Here is a 20316-nt window from a genome sequence, read left to right on the forward strand (position 1 = left end):
TGATTGTCGATTAAAGAGGTAGTTTTGATGTAAAGCTCTTAAGTAAAGGACAAAGGGCGTTGATGTTCTGGCACCAAATATAAATATATTCAGCATCCTCGACACTTTGCCCTCGTCCTTCGTCCCTAAATACGCTTACTTCGGTAAATCACCGTGACTAATACGACCAACATAATCATGCTGCAATTCTTTTTCTAATTGCGCTTCAATATAGCCTGGTGATTTAGTTTTAGCTGATAACAAACGGTACATCGCTGGAATCACTAATAATGTTACCAAGGTAGCAAATGCCATTCCAAAGAACACTACCGTACCCACAGCAATACGACTCTCAGCCCCCGCCCCCGTTGATAAAATCAGTGGTAAGGCGCCAAATAAGGTTGTAAACGCGGTCATTAAAATAGGTCGTAAACGACGTACAGACGCATCAACAATTGCTTGTTCAAACTCAATGCCTTTGTCACGTAACTGGTTAGCAAATTCAACGATCAAAATACCGTTTTTAGTCACCATACCAATCAACATGATCATCCCGATTTGACTATAAATATTGAGCCCTTGCCCCATTATCCATAATCCAGCTAGACCACCAAAAATACCCATTGGTACAGTTAACATCACCACCAGCGGGTTAATAAAGCTTTCAAACTGCGCCGCAAGCACTAAATAAGCAACCAATAACGCTAATCCAAACACCATTGCAATACTGCTTTGGTTATCTCTAAAGTCTTGTGATTCGCCAGCATAATCAATCGAAATATCTGACGGTAAATTATCAATCGCTTGTTGATCAAGGAAATCAAGCGCTTCACCAAGAGTATAACCATCAGAAAGACTCGCTTTTAACGTGATCGATTTCTGTTTTTGGTTATGACTTAACTTCTGTGCTGATGCCACTTCATCAATAGACGCAACAGTATCTAAGGTAACGAGCTTGCCATTTTTTGCGCGTAGGTAAATCTGACTAAGATCGGTCGAGCTATTAAAGCTATTTTCGTCACCGCGAAGATAAACATCATATTCTTCACCACGCTCAACAAAGGTTGTTTCACTGCGACCGCCAAGCATTACTTCTAATGTTTCTGCGATTTCAGTGACGGGAATGCCTAATTCAGCCGCACGCTCACGATTAACATTAACCAATAGCTCAGGTGTTGTTTCTGCATAGTCTAAATCAACCCCTTCCATTAATGGGCTATCTTCAGCAAGATGTTGTAGCTTTGTCGCCCACTTAAACAGTTCTTGGTAATCAGCGCCACCTAATACAAATTGTACTGGTTCTGATGATCCACCGCCAAAACCTGGCATCATCGGCATCACTCGCACATCAGGAATACCTGCCAGCGTTTTACTGATCATACCCAGTGCTTGTTGTGCTCCGACTGAACGATCATTCCAATCTTCTAATTGCATGATCACAAAGCCCGTTTGATCCCCCGCGCGCCCACCAAATGCAGGTGATTGAATACTGACAGATTTCAATACTCCTTTACCTAACAATGGCAATAAACGTGCTTCCACTTGATCCATGTTACCGATCATACGGTTATAACTGGTACCTTCAGCGCCTTTCACAAACGCAAACAACACTCCGCGATCTTCTTGTGGTGCAAGTTGAGCGGGAATTACCTTCATTAATCCGCCACTGGCAGCAATACAACCTAAAACCACTAATGGTGCAACAAACCGTTTTTTCACTGCCACGGTAACAATTCGACGATAACCGTTTTCTAATTTATCAAATTGACGATCAATCCACAGGTTGAACCGATTGGGCTTCACATTGACTTGCAATAACTTACTGCACATCACTGGCGTTAACGTTAGTGCAATTAATGATGAGAAGATCACTGACATCGCCAGTAATACGGAGAACTCAGTAAATAGTCGCCCAACCATTCCTTCCATAAAAGAAATCGGTAAGAATACCATTACTAATACTGCGGTTGTTGCCACCACTGCAAATCCAACTTCTCGAGTGCCTTTATAAGCGGCTAATAAGGGTGATTCTCCGCGTTGTAGATGGTGAAAAACGTTTTCCACCACCACAATCGCATCATCAACCACCAATCCAATGGCTAAAATTAACGCCATCAGAGTTAATAAGTTAATTGAAAAACCAAAGAAATAAGCAGTGATAAAAGCTGAGATTAAAGATACAGGCACCGTAACTGCAGGAATTAATGTTGCCCGAACTTGGCCAATAAAAATATACAGCACCAAAATAACCAGCGCACCAGTGACTAATAGCGTGCTGTAAACTTCATTAATCGAACGTTCAATGAATACGGTGGCATCATAATCCACTGTCAATGACGCACCTTGCGGTAAAAACTGCTGCATCTTAGCAACTTCGGCGCGTACTTCTTTAGCGACATCAAGCGGATTAGCATCAGACATGGTCACAATGCCGAGACTTAAATTAACGGCACCATTACTTTTAAAGGTTGAATTTTCATTTTCAGCGCCAATCGTTACCTCTGCCACATCTTTTAAATAAATCGGTGTGCCAGCTTCTGTGGTACGAATAACGAGATATTTAAAATCATCAACGGTTTGGTAAAGTCGCGCAGTACGCACCGACATTACCGTTTGGTCATTACGTACTTCACCACCGGGTAATTCTACGTTTTCATCATTTAATGCGTTGACAATATCTTTGGTAGTAACACCGCGTCCTGCCATTAATACCGGTTGTAATTTTACATACATTACCTTGTACAATGCGCCACTCAGGCTCACTGAACTGACGCCATTTAACAGGCTAAAACGATCTTCTAAAACGCGCTGAGCGTAATCGGTTAATTGAGTACGATCCATTTCAGATGACGACAAATTAATATAGATCGCGGGTTCACCCGAACCATTATCTTTTGACACAATCGGATCATTGGCATCATCAGGAAGACGACGTTGCGCGCGAGCAACCGCATCTCGAATATCACTGACACCTTCGGTAAGATCCCAGTCCATATTAAATTCAACCGTGATCCGCGACATACCATTACGAGTAACAGAGGTAATATTATCAATACCACTGATCCCTGAGAGCTCATCTTCTATCGGGGTGGTAACTTGGCTTTCCATTACTGTTGCTGATGTGCCGTCATAAGTTGTCATGATGGTCACAACTGGACTTTCAACATCTGGCATTTCACGCACAGCCAGTTTAGAGAATGAAACAATACCAAACACACACAACAGCAAACTTAATACAATGGCGACAACTGGTCGTTTTACTGAAATATCCGATAACCACATTAGCTCGCTACTCCAGTCGTAGGAGTAATGTCTTTAATGGTTATTCCATCACGCATATTCACCAGTCCTTGTACAACAATACGTTCGCCTGTTTTTAAGCCTTTTTTAATGACCACATTATTATCAATACGCTCACCTAACTCAACCAAGGTGCGGTGTACTTTTTGTTGTGAATCAACAAGGTAAACATAACGTTTAGTGCCTGAATATTCTAACGCTTGAACAGGAATAATCGCTTGTTGCTGCGGAATAAAATCAAGCTCTGCCGCAAGTAGCATTCCAGGTTTTAGCGTGTGATCGCTATTTTCAAATACAACGCGCACTTTAATATTTAAAGAGTCCGCTTGAACACGAGAATCTATGGCTTGAATTTCTCCCGTAAAGGCACGATCACCCCATGCTTGGCTTTTTGCGGTAACTTTAATTCCGACCTTTAAAAAAGAGATATATTGCTCTGGAACTTCAATATCCAAACGCATAGAGGAAAGGTCATCAAAATTAAATAATGCACCGCCAGCGGCGACCATGTGGCCAGGGCTAAAATCATATAACCCAACAGTGCCATTGAATGGGGCACGTATAGCATGATCATTAAGATTAGCTAAAGCGGCTTTTAAACGAGCATTTGCAATACTGGCGCTGGCAGATTGAGCATCGATTTCAGTTTTAGTGATAGCACCACGAGATAATAACCGTTGAAATTCAGTTAATTTACGTTTTTCATCATTACGGTATGCCAAGGCTTCATCATAAGCAGCAACGGCTTTATCATTATCAAGTTGAATTAATAATTGCCCTTTGGTTACCGTACTATTTACAGGAACCACAATCGTTTTTATTTTAGCCGAGACTTCCGCTGCAACATTAACCGCATGTTCAGCCTTTAACTTACCCACTAATGATAGTGATTGAGCAACCGCTAAAGAGTTAACTTCTCCGGTTGTTACCGACACAACACGTGATGATTGCGCCGACTGAGATTTATCTTGCGCAGCATGTGATGTCCCTTGAAAGTAAAAGTAACTCCCCGATAATGCGGCGGTGACTAATACGGCTACGGCTATCTTTTTCATTTATTAAAAACCATCATAAAAATCCTAGTCGAATAATATCTGAACTAAAGGTCGAGTAACGTCAAGAAATGTAAAGTTAAGCAAAAATTAGCTTACTGATGAAAAATCCAGCAAGCACTCAATGATATTGATAAAAAAGGTTTACAGCGCTGAAATGTTTGTTATTATCCGCCCCGCACTTGTGGTGGGGTTCCCGAGTGGCCAAAGGGAGCAGATTGTAAATCTGCCGGCACTGCCTTCGAAGGTTCGAATCCTTCCCCCACCACCATTAATTTTGAAGAATTGTTTTATAACAGTTTTTCGATGGTTAAAGTGGCCTTTAATCATCATAGTAACGAATAACTATTGCCACTCACAATAGAGTAGCAAGCAACATCCCGTGGTGGGATTCCCGAGTGGCCAAAGGGAGCAGATTGTAAATCTGCCGGCACTGCCTTCGAAGGTTCGAATCCTTCTCCCACCACCATCATTTTGAAAAGTTGTTGATAATAACTTTTCAGTTATTGAAGTGGCCTTTAATAACCATAGCTTCAACAAATTATTGTAATACCCCGTGGTGGGGTTCCCGAGTGGCCAAAGGGAGCAGATTGTAAATCTGCCGGCACTGCCTTCGAAGGTTCGAATCCTTCCCCCACCACCATCATTTTGAAAGGTTGTTTTATAACAGCACTTCAGTGGTTAAAGTTAAGCTTTAATCACCATAGCAACATCCCGTGGTGGGATTCCCGAGTGGCCAAAGGGAGCAGATTGTAAATCTGCCGGCACTGCCTTCGAAGGTTCGAATCCTTCTCCCACCACCATCATTTTGAAAGGTTGTTTTATAACAGCATTTCAGTGGTTAAAGTTGGTCTTTAATCACCATAGCAATACCCCGTGGTGGGATTCCCGAGTGGCCAAAGGGAGCAGATTGTAAATCTGCCGGCACTGCCTTCGAAGGTTCGAATCCTTCTCCCACCACCATCATTTTGAAAAGTTGTTGATAATAACTTTTCGGTTATTGAAGTGGCCTTTAATAACCATAGCTTCAACAAATTATTGTAATACCCCGTGGTGGGGTTCCCGAGTGGCCAAAGGGAGCAGATTGTAAATCTGCCGGCACTGCCTTCGAAGGTTCGAATCCTTCCCCCACCACCATCATTCAGCCAGTTGCTTAGCAGCTGGCTTTTTCATATCAAAAAAATAACACCATATAAACATCAACAAATTAGACTAACTTATTTTATATGTGCAATACTGCATATAGTTATCTGGTTTATATATGGATTGTTATGACAGAAGCTTCTACTTACACCAATATTGATTGGGCACAAGTTAAGGTACTGATTATTGATGATCAGCTATCTTCTGCATTACTCATTCAAAATATTCTCCACAGCATCGATCTTACTGCGATTGATATTGCAACTAACAGTGTCAATGCGATTCGACTTTGTAAAACCACCGCTTATGATCTAATCCTGCTTGATTTTCATCTTGATCCACAACTCAGTGGTAGTGAACTTCTTACCGTAATGAGAAAAAATAACTATATCAGTGCCTATTGCGGCATTATCTTTATCTCAGGCGATCGCACCCCTGAAGTTATCGTGACCTCGATTAGCCTAGATGCTGATAGTTTTCTCAGTAAACCATTAAATATTGGACAATTAAAACAACGTATCATAACTGTTTATCAAGCATGCTTAATTCGCAAACCAATTTATATCGCAATAACAAACAATCAAACATCAACAGCCATATTCTTATGTCGACAGTTATTACAACAGCATGGTCATAATCTTGAAATTGAAATCCTATTGCTTGATTTATTAATCAGCCAACAAGACTGGTTACCCGCTCAGCAATTATTAAGCCTATTTAGTGAGCGTAGCCAACACCACAAACTGGGATTACTTCAAACCCAATTAATGCATAAGCAAGGCGATACCATTGCGGCTATTCAACGGCTACAAACACTGATTAAACAAGTGCCCTTATTTGTCGAAGCCTATGACGAACTCGCACTGTTATTGCACCAGCAACAACAGCCATGTGAAGCAAAAGCCATTGCCTACCAAGCCCTAATGCTTACGCCAAGTATCAGCCAACGTTCATTAATGGCTGCTCAATTAGCCGTTTGTACTAATGATCTCTCTTTATTTATTAAAATAGGAAAAACATTCGTTACTCACTTACCTATTATTAATCAAGATTGGATCATTTACTTTGCCCAATTTACAGCTTTATTTGAACAACTTCATAGTCAGCAATTATCACCACTGTCGCAACGAAAACTTCTTAAACAATTAAAAAATATCCATCGTTTAGCACAGCAACGATTAACCTCAAGCCAAAAAAAACACCTTGCAGCATTTTGTCATATAACCCTGGCAAGATTTGCTGTAACCAATAACCAACCATTAAAAGCAAAACGCCGTTTATTGCATGGCCTAAAGATATATTTTGGTCAAATGTCACAGGCACCCGCGGCCATTATGGTTGATGCATTGCCTTTATTGGTGTATTTCGGAGAGACTCGATTAATTAAAGAAATATATCAAGTATTAATGACGCGTAGTGTATTAGATGAACATAGCCATCATCGTCTTAGCCAACTGCAACGTAATAAATTTATTATTGAAAACATTCGCCTGTTAGTTGATCAACTGGCAACCGCAAAAGCGACAATATCACCAGACCCTCAACGCGCTTACCATATCTATCACACCATTTTGCGTGATTATCCTTATAATACAGAAGCACATTTAGGGCGCATGAATAGCTTACTTGTGCTGCAACAAATACATCATCCAGAAATTGATATCAGCTTACAACAAATTAAAAAGATGCCGCTCGCTTCACCATTACAAGAGTGGTTCATTCAATTACAGCAATTGTATATTGATAAACACAGTGTGGTTTACCCTTAACTTTCACCATCACTATTATCACTTGGTGCACCTTGTCTGTATTTATCATTCCGATGTTCTTGATCGCTATTCTCTTGATCCTGACGCTCTGTTGTTGTCGCTTCAGGTTCCGCACCAAACATACGCTTTATAAAATCGAACATACTCTACTCCATGACTATAGCGTCAAAACAACGCTGGGGTTAATAAACAAGTTAGCACAGTCATTACTCGGCATAAGCCCAAACGAATGTGACAACGATAACACCATCTACTTAGTGACATGTCAGCGGATTATTTAAAAACAATAACTTGTCATAAATGATATATTTCCTTTTAGCATAGACCCGCATCTTCGTTATACCCAAATAAACTTACACTACAGGTATGATCGCTTCTGATTGAATGGATCATATATCGAAGTGATAGTGCAATGTGCTAATATCAGTAACCAATAATCATTCGCAGTTATGGACACTAAATATGAAAGTTATTTCTTTTAATATCAATGGGCTACGTGCTCGATTACATCAACTACAAGCTATTATCGATAAACACCAGCCTGATGTTATCGGTTTACAAGAAATTAAAGTTCATGACGAAGCTTTTCCGTTAGCGGATGTTGAAGCAATGGGCTACAAAGTCTACTTTCATGGTCAAAAAGCCCATTACGGCGTTGCGATGTTATGTAAACAAGAACCGATTAGTGTTCAGAAAGGGTTTCCAACTGACGACGATGAAGCGCAACGTCGAATGATCATGGCGACGTTTAAACAAGAAGATGGCAGCAATATAACGGTAATGAACGGCTATTTCCCTCAAGGCGATAACGTTAAGCATGAAACCAAATTTCCGGCAAAAGAGAAGTTTTACGCTGATCTAATGAACTACCTTAATACCGCGCACACCAATGATGAACAACTCATCGTGATGGGTGACATTAATATTAGCCCTATCGATTTAGACATAGGTATCGGCCCCGTCAACGCTAAACGTTGGCTAAAAACAGGCAAATGTTCATTCCAGCCAATTGAACGCCAATGGTTACAAACACTATTAGATTGGGGTTTTATTGATACTTTCCGTCAACTTCACCCAGCAGTAGATGATCAATTCTCATGGTTTGATTATCGTTCAAAAGGCTTTGTTGATAATCGAGGCCTGCGTATTGATGTGATTCTAGCAACGCCAACATTAGCGAACCGTTGTACTGACGCTGGAATTGATTACGAATTACGTGGAATTGAAAAGCCTTCTGATCACGCTCCAATTTGGTCAACTTTCAGCAATTGATATGCGCATTAAGCTTCAATAATCACCATCACCAAAACAAATAATCACAGCTGAAGCCGACTATCTTATTGGTAGCGGCTTTTGTCTGTTTTGCATATATATTCACCAAAATACTGGCACCATACCTTTACAGTATCGATTTAAACTATATTGATGAATATTATCCATCGACAAGATGAATATAAAAAAAGTTGAATCAATATTTTTTAAACGGCATAAATACGTTAAAAAAAAACAGACAAAATCATAACTTATTGATTTTAAATGATGCTTTATTTTGTGATCATGGTTAGAAAATTATGAAATTAAATTACATTAAAATTTTTTTTAGTTTTATCAAAAAAATTATACCGTTACAATTCAAATGATTACATTATTTTGCAGTGTCACAATATGTCTAATTTTGTTATAAATTTTCACCGCAATGATCCAGATCAAATTTATGATTCACAACCTTTGCTATTATTCTGGCAGCCAAATTTAAACCATTAAAGAGCACTCCTGTGAAAATGGAAACGAATCCTTTTGACTCACTGATGCCACCAGCTATGGCACATAAAGCCGAAGAAGTCGGTGTTTATAAAGCGACAAAACACCCGTTACAGTCATTCTTTTTAGCGATAACTGCAGGTGTCTTTATCTCAATTGCTTTTGTATTTTATACAACAGTAACTACTGGCGCTGGTGATATGCCTTGGGGTATGTCTAAATTTGTCGGTGGTTTAGCTTTTAGTTTAGGTTTAATCCTAGTAGTTATATGCGGTGGCGAGTTATTCACCTCTTCTGTATTAACCACTGTTGCTCGTGCAAGCGGTCGCATTACTACTGGTCAGTTAATGAAAAACTGGGGCATTGTTTACCTCGGTAACTTTGTTGGTGCAATTTTCTTTGTTGCCTGTATTTGGATTGCAGAACAACACCTTGGCGCGAATGGCCAATGGGGTATTAACGCAATGAAGATCGCCCAACATAAACTTCATCATGATTTTGGACAAGCTGTTGTTTTAGGTATGTTATGTAACCTAATGGTTTGTCTTGCAACATGGATGACTTTCTCATGCCGTAGTGCTACTGATAAAGTTATGGTAATGTTGCTACCCGTTGCAATGTTTGTTGCATGTGGTTTTGAGCACTGTATTGCAAATATGTTTATGATTCCTATGGGTATTGTAATTCATGCTTTCTCTGGTCCTGAATTTTGGGCTATGACAGGTGTCGATCCTGCACAGTTTGCAGACTTGAACATTCATAATTTTGTTGTTAACAATCTAATCCCAGTAACCATTGGTAATATCATTGGTGGTGGTGTATTAGTTGGTCTAACATATTGGATTATTCATCGTCGTCCAGAACTTAACGGCAATAGCCATCACTAAGTTTTGACGCGGTAACATTTATTTTTTTCTACTGAATAGTATAGGTAGGTATACAATGGCAGAGCAATTTGCTGCATGGGAAGGCTTCACAGCTGGTGATTGGCAGAACGAAGTAAACGTTCGTGACTTTATCCAAAAGAACTACACTCCTTTCGAGGGTGACGGCTCTTTCCTAGAAACAGAAGCGACTCCAGCTACAGCTAAACTTTGGGAAGCTGTAATGGTAGGCATCAAACAGGAAAACGCGACTCACGCACCTGTTGATTTCGATACTGACGTTGTTTCTACTATCACTGCACACGACGCTGGTTACATCGACCAAGAACTTGAAACTATCGTAGGTCTTCAAACTGACGCGCCTCTTAAGCGTGGTTTGATCCCTAACGGTGGTATCCGCATGATCGAAAACTCATGCAAAGTATACGGTCGTGAACTAGATCCTACTATCAAGAAGGTTTACTCAGAGCTTCGTAAAACACACAACCAAGGTGTTTTCGATATCTACACTCCTTCTATCATCAAGTGTCGTAAGTCTGGTGTTCTAACAGGTCTTCCTGATGCATACGGCCGTGGTCGTATCATTGGTGACTACCGTCGTATCGCACTTTACGGTATCGACAAGCTAATGGCTGACAAGCTAGCTCAATTCAAATCTCTAGAAGAAATGTTTGAGAATGGCGAAGATCTTCAAATGACTATGCAACGTCGTGAAGAGATCTGTGAACAGCACCGTGCTCTTGGTCAAATCAAGACTATGGCTGCTAAATACGGTTGTGATATCTCTCTTCCTGCTGCTACTGCACAAGAAGCTATCCAGTGGACTTACTTCGGCTACCTAGCTGCTGTTAAATCACAAAACGGTGCTGCAATGTCTCTAGGTCGTACTTCGACTTTCCTAGACATCTTCATCGAGCGTGATATCGCTGATGGCAAGATCACTGAAGCACAAGCTCAAGAAATGATCGACCACTTCGTAATGAAGCTACGTATGGTTCGTTTCCTACGTACTCCTGAATACGATGAGTTGTTCTCTGGTGACCCAATCTGGGCAACAGAATCAATGGGTGGTATGGGTCTTGACGGTCGTACACTAGTTACACGTTCAAACTTCCGTTTCCTAAACAGCCTATACACAATGGGTCCTTCTCCAGAGCCAAACATCACTGTTCTTTGGTCTGAGCAACTACCTGTAGGCTTCAAGAAGTTCTGTGCGAAGGTATCTATCGATACTTCTTCTATCCAGTACGAAAACGATGACCTAATGCGTCCAGACATGAACTCTGACGATTACGCAATCGCTTGTTGTGTATCTCCAATGGTTGTTGGTAAGCAAATGCAGTTCTTCGGTGCTCGTGCTAACCTTGCTAAGACTATGCTTTACGCAATCAACGGCGGTGTGGATGAGAAGCTTAAGATCCAAGTAGGTCCTAAGACTGATAAAGTAACTGCTGAAGTTCTTGACTACACAGATACTATGGATCGTCTAGATCACTTCATGGATTGGTTAGCAACGACTTACGTTTCTGCGCTAAACGCTATTCACTGGAGCCACGACAAGTACAGCTACGAAGCATCGCTAATGGCTCTACACGATCGTGACATCAAGCGTACAATGGCTTGTGGTATCGCTGGTCTTTCTGTTGCTGCTGACTCACTATCAGCTATCAAATACGCAACGGTTAAGCCTATCCGTGACGAAGATGGCATCGCTATCGATTTCGAAATCGAAGGTGACTATCCTAAGTTCGGTAACAATGACGCACGCGTTGATGACATCGCATGTGACCTTGTTGAGCGCTTCATGAACAAGATCCGTACTCACAAGATGTACCGTGATGCGATCCCTACTCAGTCTATCCTAACTATCACATCTAACGTTGTGTACGGTAAGAAGACAGGTAACACTCCAGACGGTCGTCGTGCAGGTGCTCCTTTCGCACCAGGTGCTAACCCAATGCACGGTCGTGACGAAAAAGGCGCTGTAGCTTCACTTACTTCTGTAGGTAAACTACCGTTTGCACACGCTAAAGATGGTATTTCATACACATTCTCTATCGTTCCAAACGCACTAGGTAAAGATCTTGATACTCAAGAAACTAACCTAGCTGGCCTAATGGATGGTTACTTCCACCATGAGTCAGGCATCGAAGGTGGTCAACACCTAAACGTTAACGTTCTTAACCGCGAAACTCTAGAAGACGCAGTTAAGCACCCTGAGAACTACCCACAGTTAACTATCCGTGTATCGGGTTATGCTGTGCGTTTTAACTCTCTAACTGCTGAACAGCAGGCTGACGTTATCGCTCGTACTTTCACAGCGTCTCTATAATATAGAGCCTTCTGTGTAGGAAGTTCGCTTCCTAATAAAAACCGGCTTATATAGCCGGTTTTTTTATGCTCAAAATTTAAGAATAAAAACACGCTTCGTTACACTTCTTCGATTGTACCTATCACATTTTATGGATATTCTGCGCCGCCCTATTCCAAGCATTAATTTACTTCTGTATTTAAGGACATGACTTTCTGATGCGAAGATCTCAATCGGTATTGATTGTCGACGACAGTAGTATTATCCAACAAACAACCAAGCTTATTTTGGTTAATGGGCAATTCCAAAGTGCCAATATTTATTGCGCCTCAAACGCATCTGAAGCGATTAAGTATTGCCAGCAGCAGACCTTTGATATTCTCTTTCTTGACTTTAATCTTGGCTTTGGTAGTACCGGACTACAATTACTTGAGCGTCTATATCACAATAAATTATTGCAGCATTCACCGCTAATTTTTATTCTAACTGCTGATGACTCACCCGCCGTTCTAATGGGTTTTTCTGAATACCAACCCGATGATTATTTGGTTAAGCCTTTACGATTAAATACCTTAAAGCAACGCTTAGAATATGTTTTTGAACAACGCGTCATCAATGATCGTGCTTTTGAATGTTACTTACATTCAGGCATTGATGGTGTTGAAGAGATGTGTGCGAAATCAAATGTAACCGTCAGCACCTATTGCACTACGATTACTGCTGTTGCTAAACGCTTATTTAATCAAAAACAGCCTCATCTTAATGCTGATATTGAAACACTACTAACCCTGATTCAGCAGCATTACCACAGTCTACCAGCACAACTTTTACTGGCTCAACTGTGGTTACAGCAACAAAATTTTCAGGCTCTTAATCCATTATTAAACCAATTAAGAGACTTATATCCTGATCATTTAATGCTACTTGAATACAGTGCCTGCTCTGCATTATTACAACAAAAAATCACCCAAGGTTATGATTTTTGGTTAAAGGCACATAATGTCAGTAAAAATAACTTACATCGCTTATTTGGCCTATTATGGATTGAATGTCATTTCCATAACCACAGCGCCATGCAACAACACTTACGTGAAGCCATCTCATATCTTCGCCATTCAGTATGGGATAAACCTTGCTATCACGCGTTTATTGTTTGGCTGCAACTACAACATAGCGATAAAAAGAATTTACCAATAGAACGGCTCTGGCGCACAATTAGCCAACAAAAAACCATAACTAAACATGAGCGTGCGTTTATTTACTTATTACAAGCATGGCAATATTTAGACAATGACAGCAATCTTCATGCCTATAAAAGCTATATTGCTGCGATAGAAACGATTCAACAAACAGCGCCAGAACAGCACAGTTTTGAATTTGATGCGATTGCCCTTTGTATTAGCAAACGCTTAGCCATGACTCGTCATAAAATAGACTGTTATCAACGATTACAACACAATCTACATCAGCACCAAAATGAGCCGCATTCGATTATAAAACAGATGTGGTTAGAAACAATGCAGCCAACAACTAGCCATCACACAGATGAACAATACCGTTATGCGCTTAGATTGTTAAAACAAAAATATTATATTGAGGCTGGTCAATCGATGTTGCTATTATGGCCTCAATATCGTTTTGATGATGTTTTAGCTCGGTGTTTAATTGAGTTATCTTCACGGGGTTATATAGACAATGATCCACAGCATCAACAATGGATTAGAGAAGCGAGATGGACCTTTGAATCACAAGAGTTTAAACCTGACTGGTATTTAAGATTAAAAGCGCAATATCGCTTTCTTCAACAACCATTATATTAATGTCTTGATTTGTTCTTCTAGGTAGCTCTACATGCGAAACTTTATACTGCTGCTAGTACTGATATTACCACCTTTTATACAGACCATTTATGCTAATGAATTAACGCATAAGACGACGGCTAAACCCATTTTAACTGTTGGCTATACCTCGCTTAATTGGGCACCATTATCTTTTAAACATGGCGATAAAATTGTCGGTTTGTTACCTGATTTGATGGATACTATTGCAGCAAAAGCAAACTACCAAATAAAAAGTGTCTATTTCCAAAGTTTTGATGAAATGCTCGCAGCATTTAAAAGTAACGATGTTGATCTATTGATTGGTATAGCGGCAACATTTAATCGTCAAAAATACATGGTATTTAGTGATCCTATTCTAAGCTCATCATTTGCGATGCTTAGCCGATCGCCTCTGTACACCAAAATATCAGATCTTAATGATGCTACTATTAGTGTTGAAAATGGCTTTGCTATTAAACAAAAAATAATAGATCTTCATCTTAACGGGCAAATTCTAGCAATGCCATCCAGCACCGTGGCACTTAATGCTGTTGATACAGGTCTAGCCGATGTTTATATTGGTAATAGCCTGATCCTACACCACTCACTCACAACTAATAAGCAACAACCACCACTTTATTTCTCACCGATAACTACATTGCCTTTTGAACGCTTATACATCACAGCTACACGAAATAATAGAGTCCTCATCGACAATATTAATCAAGCTTATAGTCAACTTCATCCCGCAGTCTTAACCGCAATTTATGATCGCTGGCTAACGCCAATACAAAAAAAGATGTTAAGTGATCCGCATACGGTTCATTTAACCGCAGCTGAAAATAATGCCTTACAGCAGCAGAATAATATTCGTATCGGCTATAAATATCCTATGTCGCCAATATTGAACAAAAATGATTTTATTTTAAGTCAACTCAACGACACTTTAACCAAAATAAAAGATAAGCTTCCTATCACCACCACCATTGTTCCCATCGATAATTATCAAGATGGTAAGCAAAAACTGCTCAATAATGACATTGATATTATGGCTGCGGTAGCGATAACAAACCAACGTCATAAGGAACTGACCTTTACGACCCCTTATTCTAACGATCGGTGGGTTATGCTTGATCACATCAACCATAAAAAATTAACCTCCATTAATTCAACGGATACCATTGGTGTTCTCGCCTTTGGATTTGGAGGAAAACTTGTCAAAGAATATTACCCAACAGCGAAGATTCGCTTATTTAAAAATAAATTTGATATTCTCAACGCCGTGGTCGATGGGGAGATTAATTATGCGGTAATTTCGTTATCTACCGCGAATGTTTTATTACAAAACAATTTCTTAGGGCAATTAAAAATCATTACAAGTCGTATTGATGATTATGATCGAAAAGTTGCCTTTGCTCTGTCAAAAAATAACCTTTTACTGCGTAATATTTTAAATAAAACCATTGATTCTCTGCCACCAACGACTATTCAAAAACAATGGCATACTTTCACAATAAAAAATGATGGTATTTACAATCGATTAATCTTATTTATCATGATAATGGGCGCGGTTATTAGCTGTATTATTGGGGCCATTACCATTTGGAACCGCCGTTTAAGTAAAGAAATTAAGTACCGTAAAGCGGCAGAAGATAAGTTAACTTATTTAACCAATAATTTTGATGGTGTTCTGATTCAACACCACCAAAAAAGTGATGACCCAATGGATATTGATATCCAATTTATGAGTGAAAAAATCATTGATTTTACGGGTATTTCAGCCAGTAAATTCTATTTTTTTCCACACTTATTAAAAGATCGCATCTCTATGCGAGATGATTATTCAAGCTTAGTTGCCGAAATGCGTAATGCTGTACAGCAAGGCTATTGGCGTACCGAGTTACAAATTAAAATCAATGAATTAAGTGCACCTTGTTGGATTGAACTACGTTGTCAAATTACGCCGGCAGCAATCGGTTGGCAGTGGAATAGCATCCTGATTGATATTACTCAATTAAAACAGCAACAATTCGCACTGACAATCGCCAAACAAAAATCGCAAGCAGCCACAATAGCAAAATCACGCTTTTTAGCCATGATGAGTCATGAAATTCGCACGCCAATCAGCGGCATTATTTGTTTATTAGATTTAATGAAACCTTATGCTCAACAGCCTGAACTCTATCAAATCCATAAAAATCTCACCTTTTCAGGTGAAAACCTACTTAATATTGTGAATGATGTTTTAGATTTCTCTAAGCTTGAATCAAAAAAACTAGAGATCAATCCGCAACAAAAAATAATGTATAAAATAGCCACAGTGTTAGTACAACCTCATGCTATTCATGCCGCACAGAAAGGGCTAGATTTTAAATTATGGCTTGATCCTAATATCGCCAAAAGTTTACGTTTTGATAGTTTTCGTCTTAAACAAGTGCTGAATAATTTACTTAATAATGCGATTAAATTTACGTCTCAAGGCGCTATACACCTTGATATTAATTTATTATCCCAACAAAATAATCAGCAAACTATTAGCTTTACAATCACAGATACTGGCATAGGTATTGCGGCTAAAAATATCAATAAACTCTTTCAGCCATTTGAACAAATAGAGCAAAACACCGATCGTCGCTATGATGGCACCGGATTAGGGCTATCAATTTGCCACCAACTGATCCAATTAATGAATGGAACGATTTCAGTATCAAGCCAACTTAATAAAGGCACTAGCTTTACGATCACTCTCACGTTTGATATCTGCCAAGCCGCTGAGGTTAAATCATTAAACAAGCACTGTGGCTTACTCTCGATAGTCAATGATCTTATTTTAACCAACTATTTAACTGCTTGGGGTTGTTCTATCTCGCGGTTAAATGTCACCACCAAAGAACAACTCGCGGTTGCAATATCAACCCAATGTATTGATACTATTTTTGTGCCTCAATCATGGGCAAATCAACATAATATTGATCTTAATTGGATTGCAATTAACTTACCTTCGGTTAATTGGATCACTATAACCTCTACTGATGTCATGCTTACGTCCAACATTAATGCCCGTAATATTTCCCTTAGCCCGCTTTTATCTCAACAACTTTATCGTGCATTAACAGAGCCCTTTCAACCGTATAACAATGACAATCAGTCTCGCTATAATGTGCCTATAACGCTAACTCGTGAACAAGCTATCGCAGATAACCGCTATGTGTTGGTCGCAGAGGATCATCCAATTAACCAACAGATACTCAAACAACAATTAGAGCAACTTAACTATGCGGTAGATATTGTTGATAATGGAAAACAAGCTTTAGTTGCATTAGCACAGACTAATTACAATATTTTACTCACTGATTGCCATATGCCAGAAGTCGATGGCTATGAGTTAACCAAAATAATTCGAGAGCAAGAACAACGAACAGACGCGATAGCTTTACCTATTATCGCGATTACAGCCAACGCTCTCACTAATACCTGTCGTTTTCAAACCATGGGTTTTAGCGATTATTTAATTAAGCCATTAAAGCAACAACAGCTAAAAGATATATTAGCAAAATGGATAAAACCATTAAGCATAGACCAAAACGTCAAAAAAATGTCACAATTAACTATCGAGCCAACAATATCGTCAATAACATCAATTACACCAAAACAAGTTATTGATATAAAAGAACTATTACCCATATTTGGTGACAGTGAGCTGTGTCAGTTATTGCTACAACAATACTTAGAATCTTGTTTTGACGATTTATCACAGCTTAAAACAGCAATATCACAACAAAATAATGATAGTATCTTTATGGTTAGCCATCGCATGAAAGGTGCTGCACGGATGATGGCTTTTCATCCATTAGCACAAATAACCCAGAAGCTTGAATTACACTCGCAACAAGCGCAAATAGACTCGACCGATTTACAACAAGACTACTTGCACATTGAGCAACTAATCGAACAATTATCACACCAAATTAACAGTAAATAGGATCGAAGAATGAACATATTATTGATTGAAGATCATGACTTTCAACGTCAAGTTCTTGCAACCCAATTAGCTCATCTTATCGATCCAAATCAAGACCATATACACTGTGCAACTAATGGTGTGTGCGGATTGAAGGCGGTAGCACTATATCAACCGCAGTTACTGTTTTGTGATCTCAACATGCCACAAATGGATGGCATCAGTTTTCTCGGTCATCTTGCTGAACAGCAATTCACTGGTGCAATTATTATCACTAGCGCATTAAATGCGGATGTACTTCTTAGTGTCAATAAAATGTGTAAAAACTATGGCCTTAATTTATTAGGTACATTAGCGAAACCAACCCATCTTGAGCAACTAAAACAATTATTAGCTTTAGCGGTCAATCAACAACCGTTGGGCGATGCACCAATATCAGCATTACAACTCGCACTCACAGAGCAGGATATTATTGATGCTTTTAATGCTAACTACTTAACCCCTTATTATCAGCCCATTGTTAATTTAAAAACTGGCGAATGGGTCGCTAGCGAAGCATTAATTCGATTTATTCACCCAGATTATGGCATTGTGCCTGCAAGTAATTTCATCCAGCACTTAACCCAAATAGGTAAAGACAGCCATCTCGCCTTACTCATTATCAATCATGTAATCAGCCATCAAGCTATATTTGAAGGCCGAAGAGTTGCTGTCAATATCTCAGCCAAAACCTTAGTTGAACGTAGTTTTATTAATCATGTGCTGGCATTACATAATCAATATCCACAATTGCATCACTGGCTTTATTTTGAATTAACTGAGTCAGATTTATTTGAGTCGGCAGGCAAAGCTCTAGAAGCTGCTGCCCGATTAGGCATGCATGGGTTTAATCTTTCGATTGATGATTTTGGTACGGGTTATTCATCGCTAAAACAACTCGATATCTTACCGTTTAAGTCGCTAAAGTTAGACATTAGCTTTGTGCAGGCGATGCCAACAAATTACACCGCTAAAGTAATTATTGAGACTTGTTTATTATTAGCACATCGACTTAATTTAACAGTGATAGCTGAAGGTGTTGAAGATATTACATTGTGGTTAAAGCTACAAAAAATGGATTGTGAACTCGCGCAAGGTTATTTTATTTCACCACCGTTACCTTTTAGCCAAATTCCAATTTGGCATGATCAATGGCAACAACGAAGCCAACAATTACTCAATAATTCAGCCTCCAAAGAGATATTAACTAAAACACAAGAGAGATGAATATCACCCACTCTTATCTGATCCATGCTAATGAGGGATCCTGAGTTTTCGCTATATTCACACCTCGTTTTGTAATAAAATAACATATAAATAAAACGCAGTATGCGGAGAAATAGAACAATGTCAGTAACAGGTCGTATTCACTCTTTCGAATCTTGCGGAACCGTCGATGGCCCAGGAATTCGGTTTATTGTATTTCTGCAAGGTTGCTTAATGCGTTGCCAATATTGCCACAATCGTGATACATGGGATACCCATGACGGTCGTGAAGCGACTATTGAAGAATTAATGCATGAAGCAAGATCATACCGTCACTTCATGAATGCTTCTGGTGGTGGTGTTACCGCCTCTGGTGGTGAAGCAATGCTACAACCAGAATTTGTCCGCGATTTCTTCCGTGCTGCGCAAGCAGATGGAATTCATACTTGTCTTGATACCAATGGCTACATTCGTAAACATACCGATGTGGTTGATGAGGTATTAGATGCTACCGATCTTGTGATGCTTGATCTTAAACAGATGAATGATAGCGTTCACCAAAACTTGGTTGGTGTTTCCAATAAACGTGTGCTTGATTTTGCACGTTACCTACACCAGCGTGGTCAAAAAACATGGATCCGTTACGTAATTGTACCGGGCTACACTGATGATGAACAATCTGCACACCAATTAGGTGAGTTCATTAAAGACATGGATAATATCGAAAAAATTGAGCTGCTGCCCTACCACCAGCTTGGTGAGCACAAATGGGAAGCTCTTGGCTTTGAATACCCATTAACTGGGGTTAAGCCACCGAAAAAAGAGACAATGGAAAATATTAAAAACATTCTTGCAAGCTATGGTAAGAAAGTTATGTATTAAACAACTGTGTCATAGTTGTTAATACAAAAAAGAGCGGCTTATCTTTATCTCTAAGGAGTTAGATAAGTCGCTCTTTTCTATTTAAACTGAAAAGATAAAATAGTATTTATCGTGACAACGGTAAAATTGTGACAAGAAAAGAGATTAACAACACCATAATTAACAATGAGATTGGTACTGTATACTTCCACTTAGTTACAGGTTCTTGC

11 protein-coding genes and 6 tRNA genes are annotated in these 20316 nt (G+C 39.4%); 14 read left to right on the plus strand and 3 right to left on the minus strand.

Annotated features, from left to right (window positions below; all coding sequences use genetic code 11):
* Positions 1 to 135: 135 nt before the first annotated feature.
* Entirely contained in the window at positions 136 to 3261 is a 3126-nt protein-coding gene (locus tag CZ809_RS13015; protein ID WP_080158059.1) for a multidrug efflux RND transporter permease subunit, read from the minus strand.
* Positions 3261 to 4334, minus strand: a complete 1074-nt coding sequence (locus CZ809_RS13020; protein ID WP_080158060.1) for an efflux RND transporter periplasmic adaptor subunit — start codon at positions 4332 to 4334, stop codon at positions 3261 to 3263. Before CZ809_RS13020 ends, CZ809_RS13015 begins: the two co-directional genes overlap by 1 nt.
* 183 nt (positions 4335 to 4517) lie before the next feature.
* Here CZ809_RS13020 and CZ809_RS13025 point away from each other — a divergent pair.
* The 7 genes from CZ809_RS13025 to CZ809_RS13055 all read left to right on the plus strand — a co-directional run bounded on the left by CZ809_RS13025 (position 4518) and on the right by CZ809_RS13055 (position 7243).
* A tRNA-Tyr gene (locus CZ809_RS13025) sits at positions 4518 to 4602 on the plus strand.
* Positions 4603 to 4715: 113 nt separating this feature from the next.
* Positions 4716 to 4800: transfer RNA gene (locus CZ809_RS13030), tRNA-Tyr, on the plus strand.
* Between the two features lie 89 nt (positions 4801 to 4889).
* A tRNA-Tyr gene (locus CZ809_RS13035) sits at positions 4890 to 4974 on the plus strand.
* Between the two features lie 75 nt (positions 4975 to 5049).
* Positions 5050 to 5134 (plus strand) — tRNA-Tyr (locus tag CZ809_RS13040).
* 75 nt (positions 5135 to 5209) lie between these two features.
* Positions 5210 to 5294 (plus strand) — tRNA-Tyr (locus CZ809_RS13045).
* 89 nt (positions 5295 to 5383) lie between these two features.
* A tRNA-Tyr gene (locus CZ809_RS13050) sits at positions 5384 to 5468 on the plus strand.
* 134 nt (positions 5469 to 5602) lie between these two features.
* Positions 5603 to 7243, plus strand: a complete 1641-nt coding sequence (locus tag CZ809_RS13055; RefSeq protein ID WP_159447954.1) for a response regulator — start codon at positions 5603 to 5605, stop codon at positions 7241 to 7243.
* On the opposite strand, the gene CZ809_RS21185 is transcribed toward CZ809_RS13055, so the two are convergent.
* On the minus strand, positions 7240 to 7386 hold the full coding sequence (locus tag CZ809_RS21185; RefSeq protein ID WP_158258955.1) for a hypothetical protein: 147 nt from the start codon (positions 7384 to 7386) through the stop codon (positions 7240 to 7242). The genes CZ809_RS13055 and CZ809_RS21185 overlap by 4 nt on opposite strands.
* Positions 7387 to 7705: 319 nt before the next feature.
* Here CZ809_RS21185 and xthA point away from each other — a divergent pair, with 319 nt between their 5' ends.
* The 7 genes from xthA to pflA all read left to right on the plus strand — a co-directional run bounded on the left by xthA (position 7706) and on the right by pflA (position 20107).
* Positions 7706 to 8515, plus strand: a complete 810-nt coding sequence (xthA, locus tag CZ809_RS13060) for an exodeoxyribonuclease III (RefSeq protein WP_080158062.1) — start codon at positions 7706 to 7708, stop codon at positions 8513 to 8515.
* Positions 8516 to 9024: 509 nt separating this feature from the next.
* Complete coding sequence (gene focA / locus CZ809_RS13065) at positions 9025 to 9891, plus strand: formate transporter FocA (protein WP_080158063.1); 867 nt, start codon at positions 9025 to 9027, stop codon at positions 9889 to 9891.
* Between the two features lie 55 nt (positions 9892 to 9946).
* Positions 9947 to 12220, plus strand: coding sequence for a formate C-acetyltransferase (gene pflB / locus CZ809_RS13070; protein ID WP_080158064.1), 2274 nt, complete (start codon positions 9947 to 9949; stop codon positions 12218 to 12220).
* Positions 12221 to 12417: 197 nt separating this feature from the next.
* Positions 12418 to 14019, plus strand: a complete 1602-nt coding sequence (locus CZ809_RS13075) for a response regulator (protein ID WP_080158065.1) — start codon at positions 12418 to 12420, stop codon at positions 14017 to 14019.
* A 31-nt stretch (positions 14020 to 14050) separates the two neighbouring features.
* Positions 14051 to 18001, plus strand: a complete 3951-nt coding sequence (locus tag CZ809_RS13080; protein WP_080158066.1) for an ATP-binding protein — start codon at positions 14051 to 14053, stop codon at positions 17999 to 18001.
* Positions 18002 to 18010: 9 nt separating this feature from the next.
* A complete protein-coding gene (locus tag CZ809_RS13085; protein ID WP_080158067.1) occupies positions 18011 to 19246 on the plus strand; it encodes an EAL domain-containing response regulator in 1236 nt (411 codons plus the stop codon).
* Between the two features lie 120 nt (positions 19247 to 19366).
* Entirely contained in the window at positions 19367 to 20107 is a 741-nt protein-coding gene (pflA, locus tag CZ809_RS13090) for a pyruvate formate lyase 1-activating protein (RefSeq protein ID WP_080158068.1), read from the plus strand.
* Positions 20108 to 20316 lie beyond the last annotated feature (209 nt).

The organism is Photobacterium piscicola (assembly GCF_900166965.1).
GTDB classification, from domain to species: Bacteria; Pseudomonadota; Gammaproteobacteria; order Enterobacterales; family Vibrionaceae; genus Photobacterium; species Photobacterium piscicola.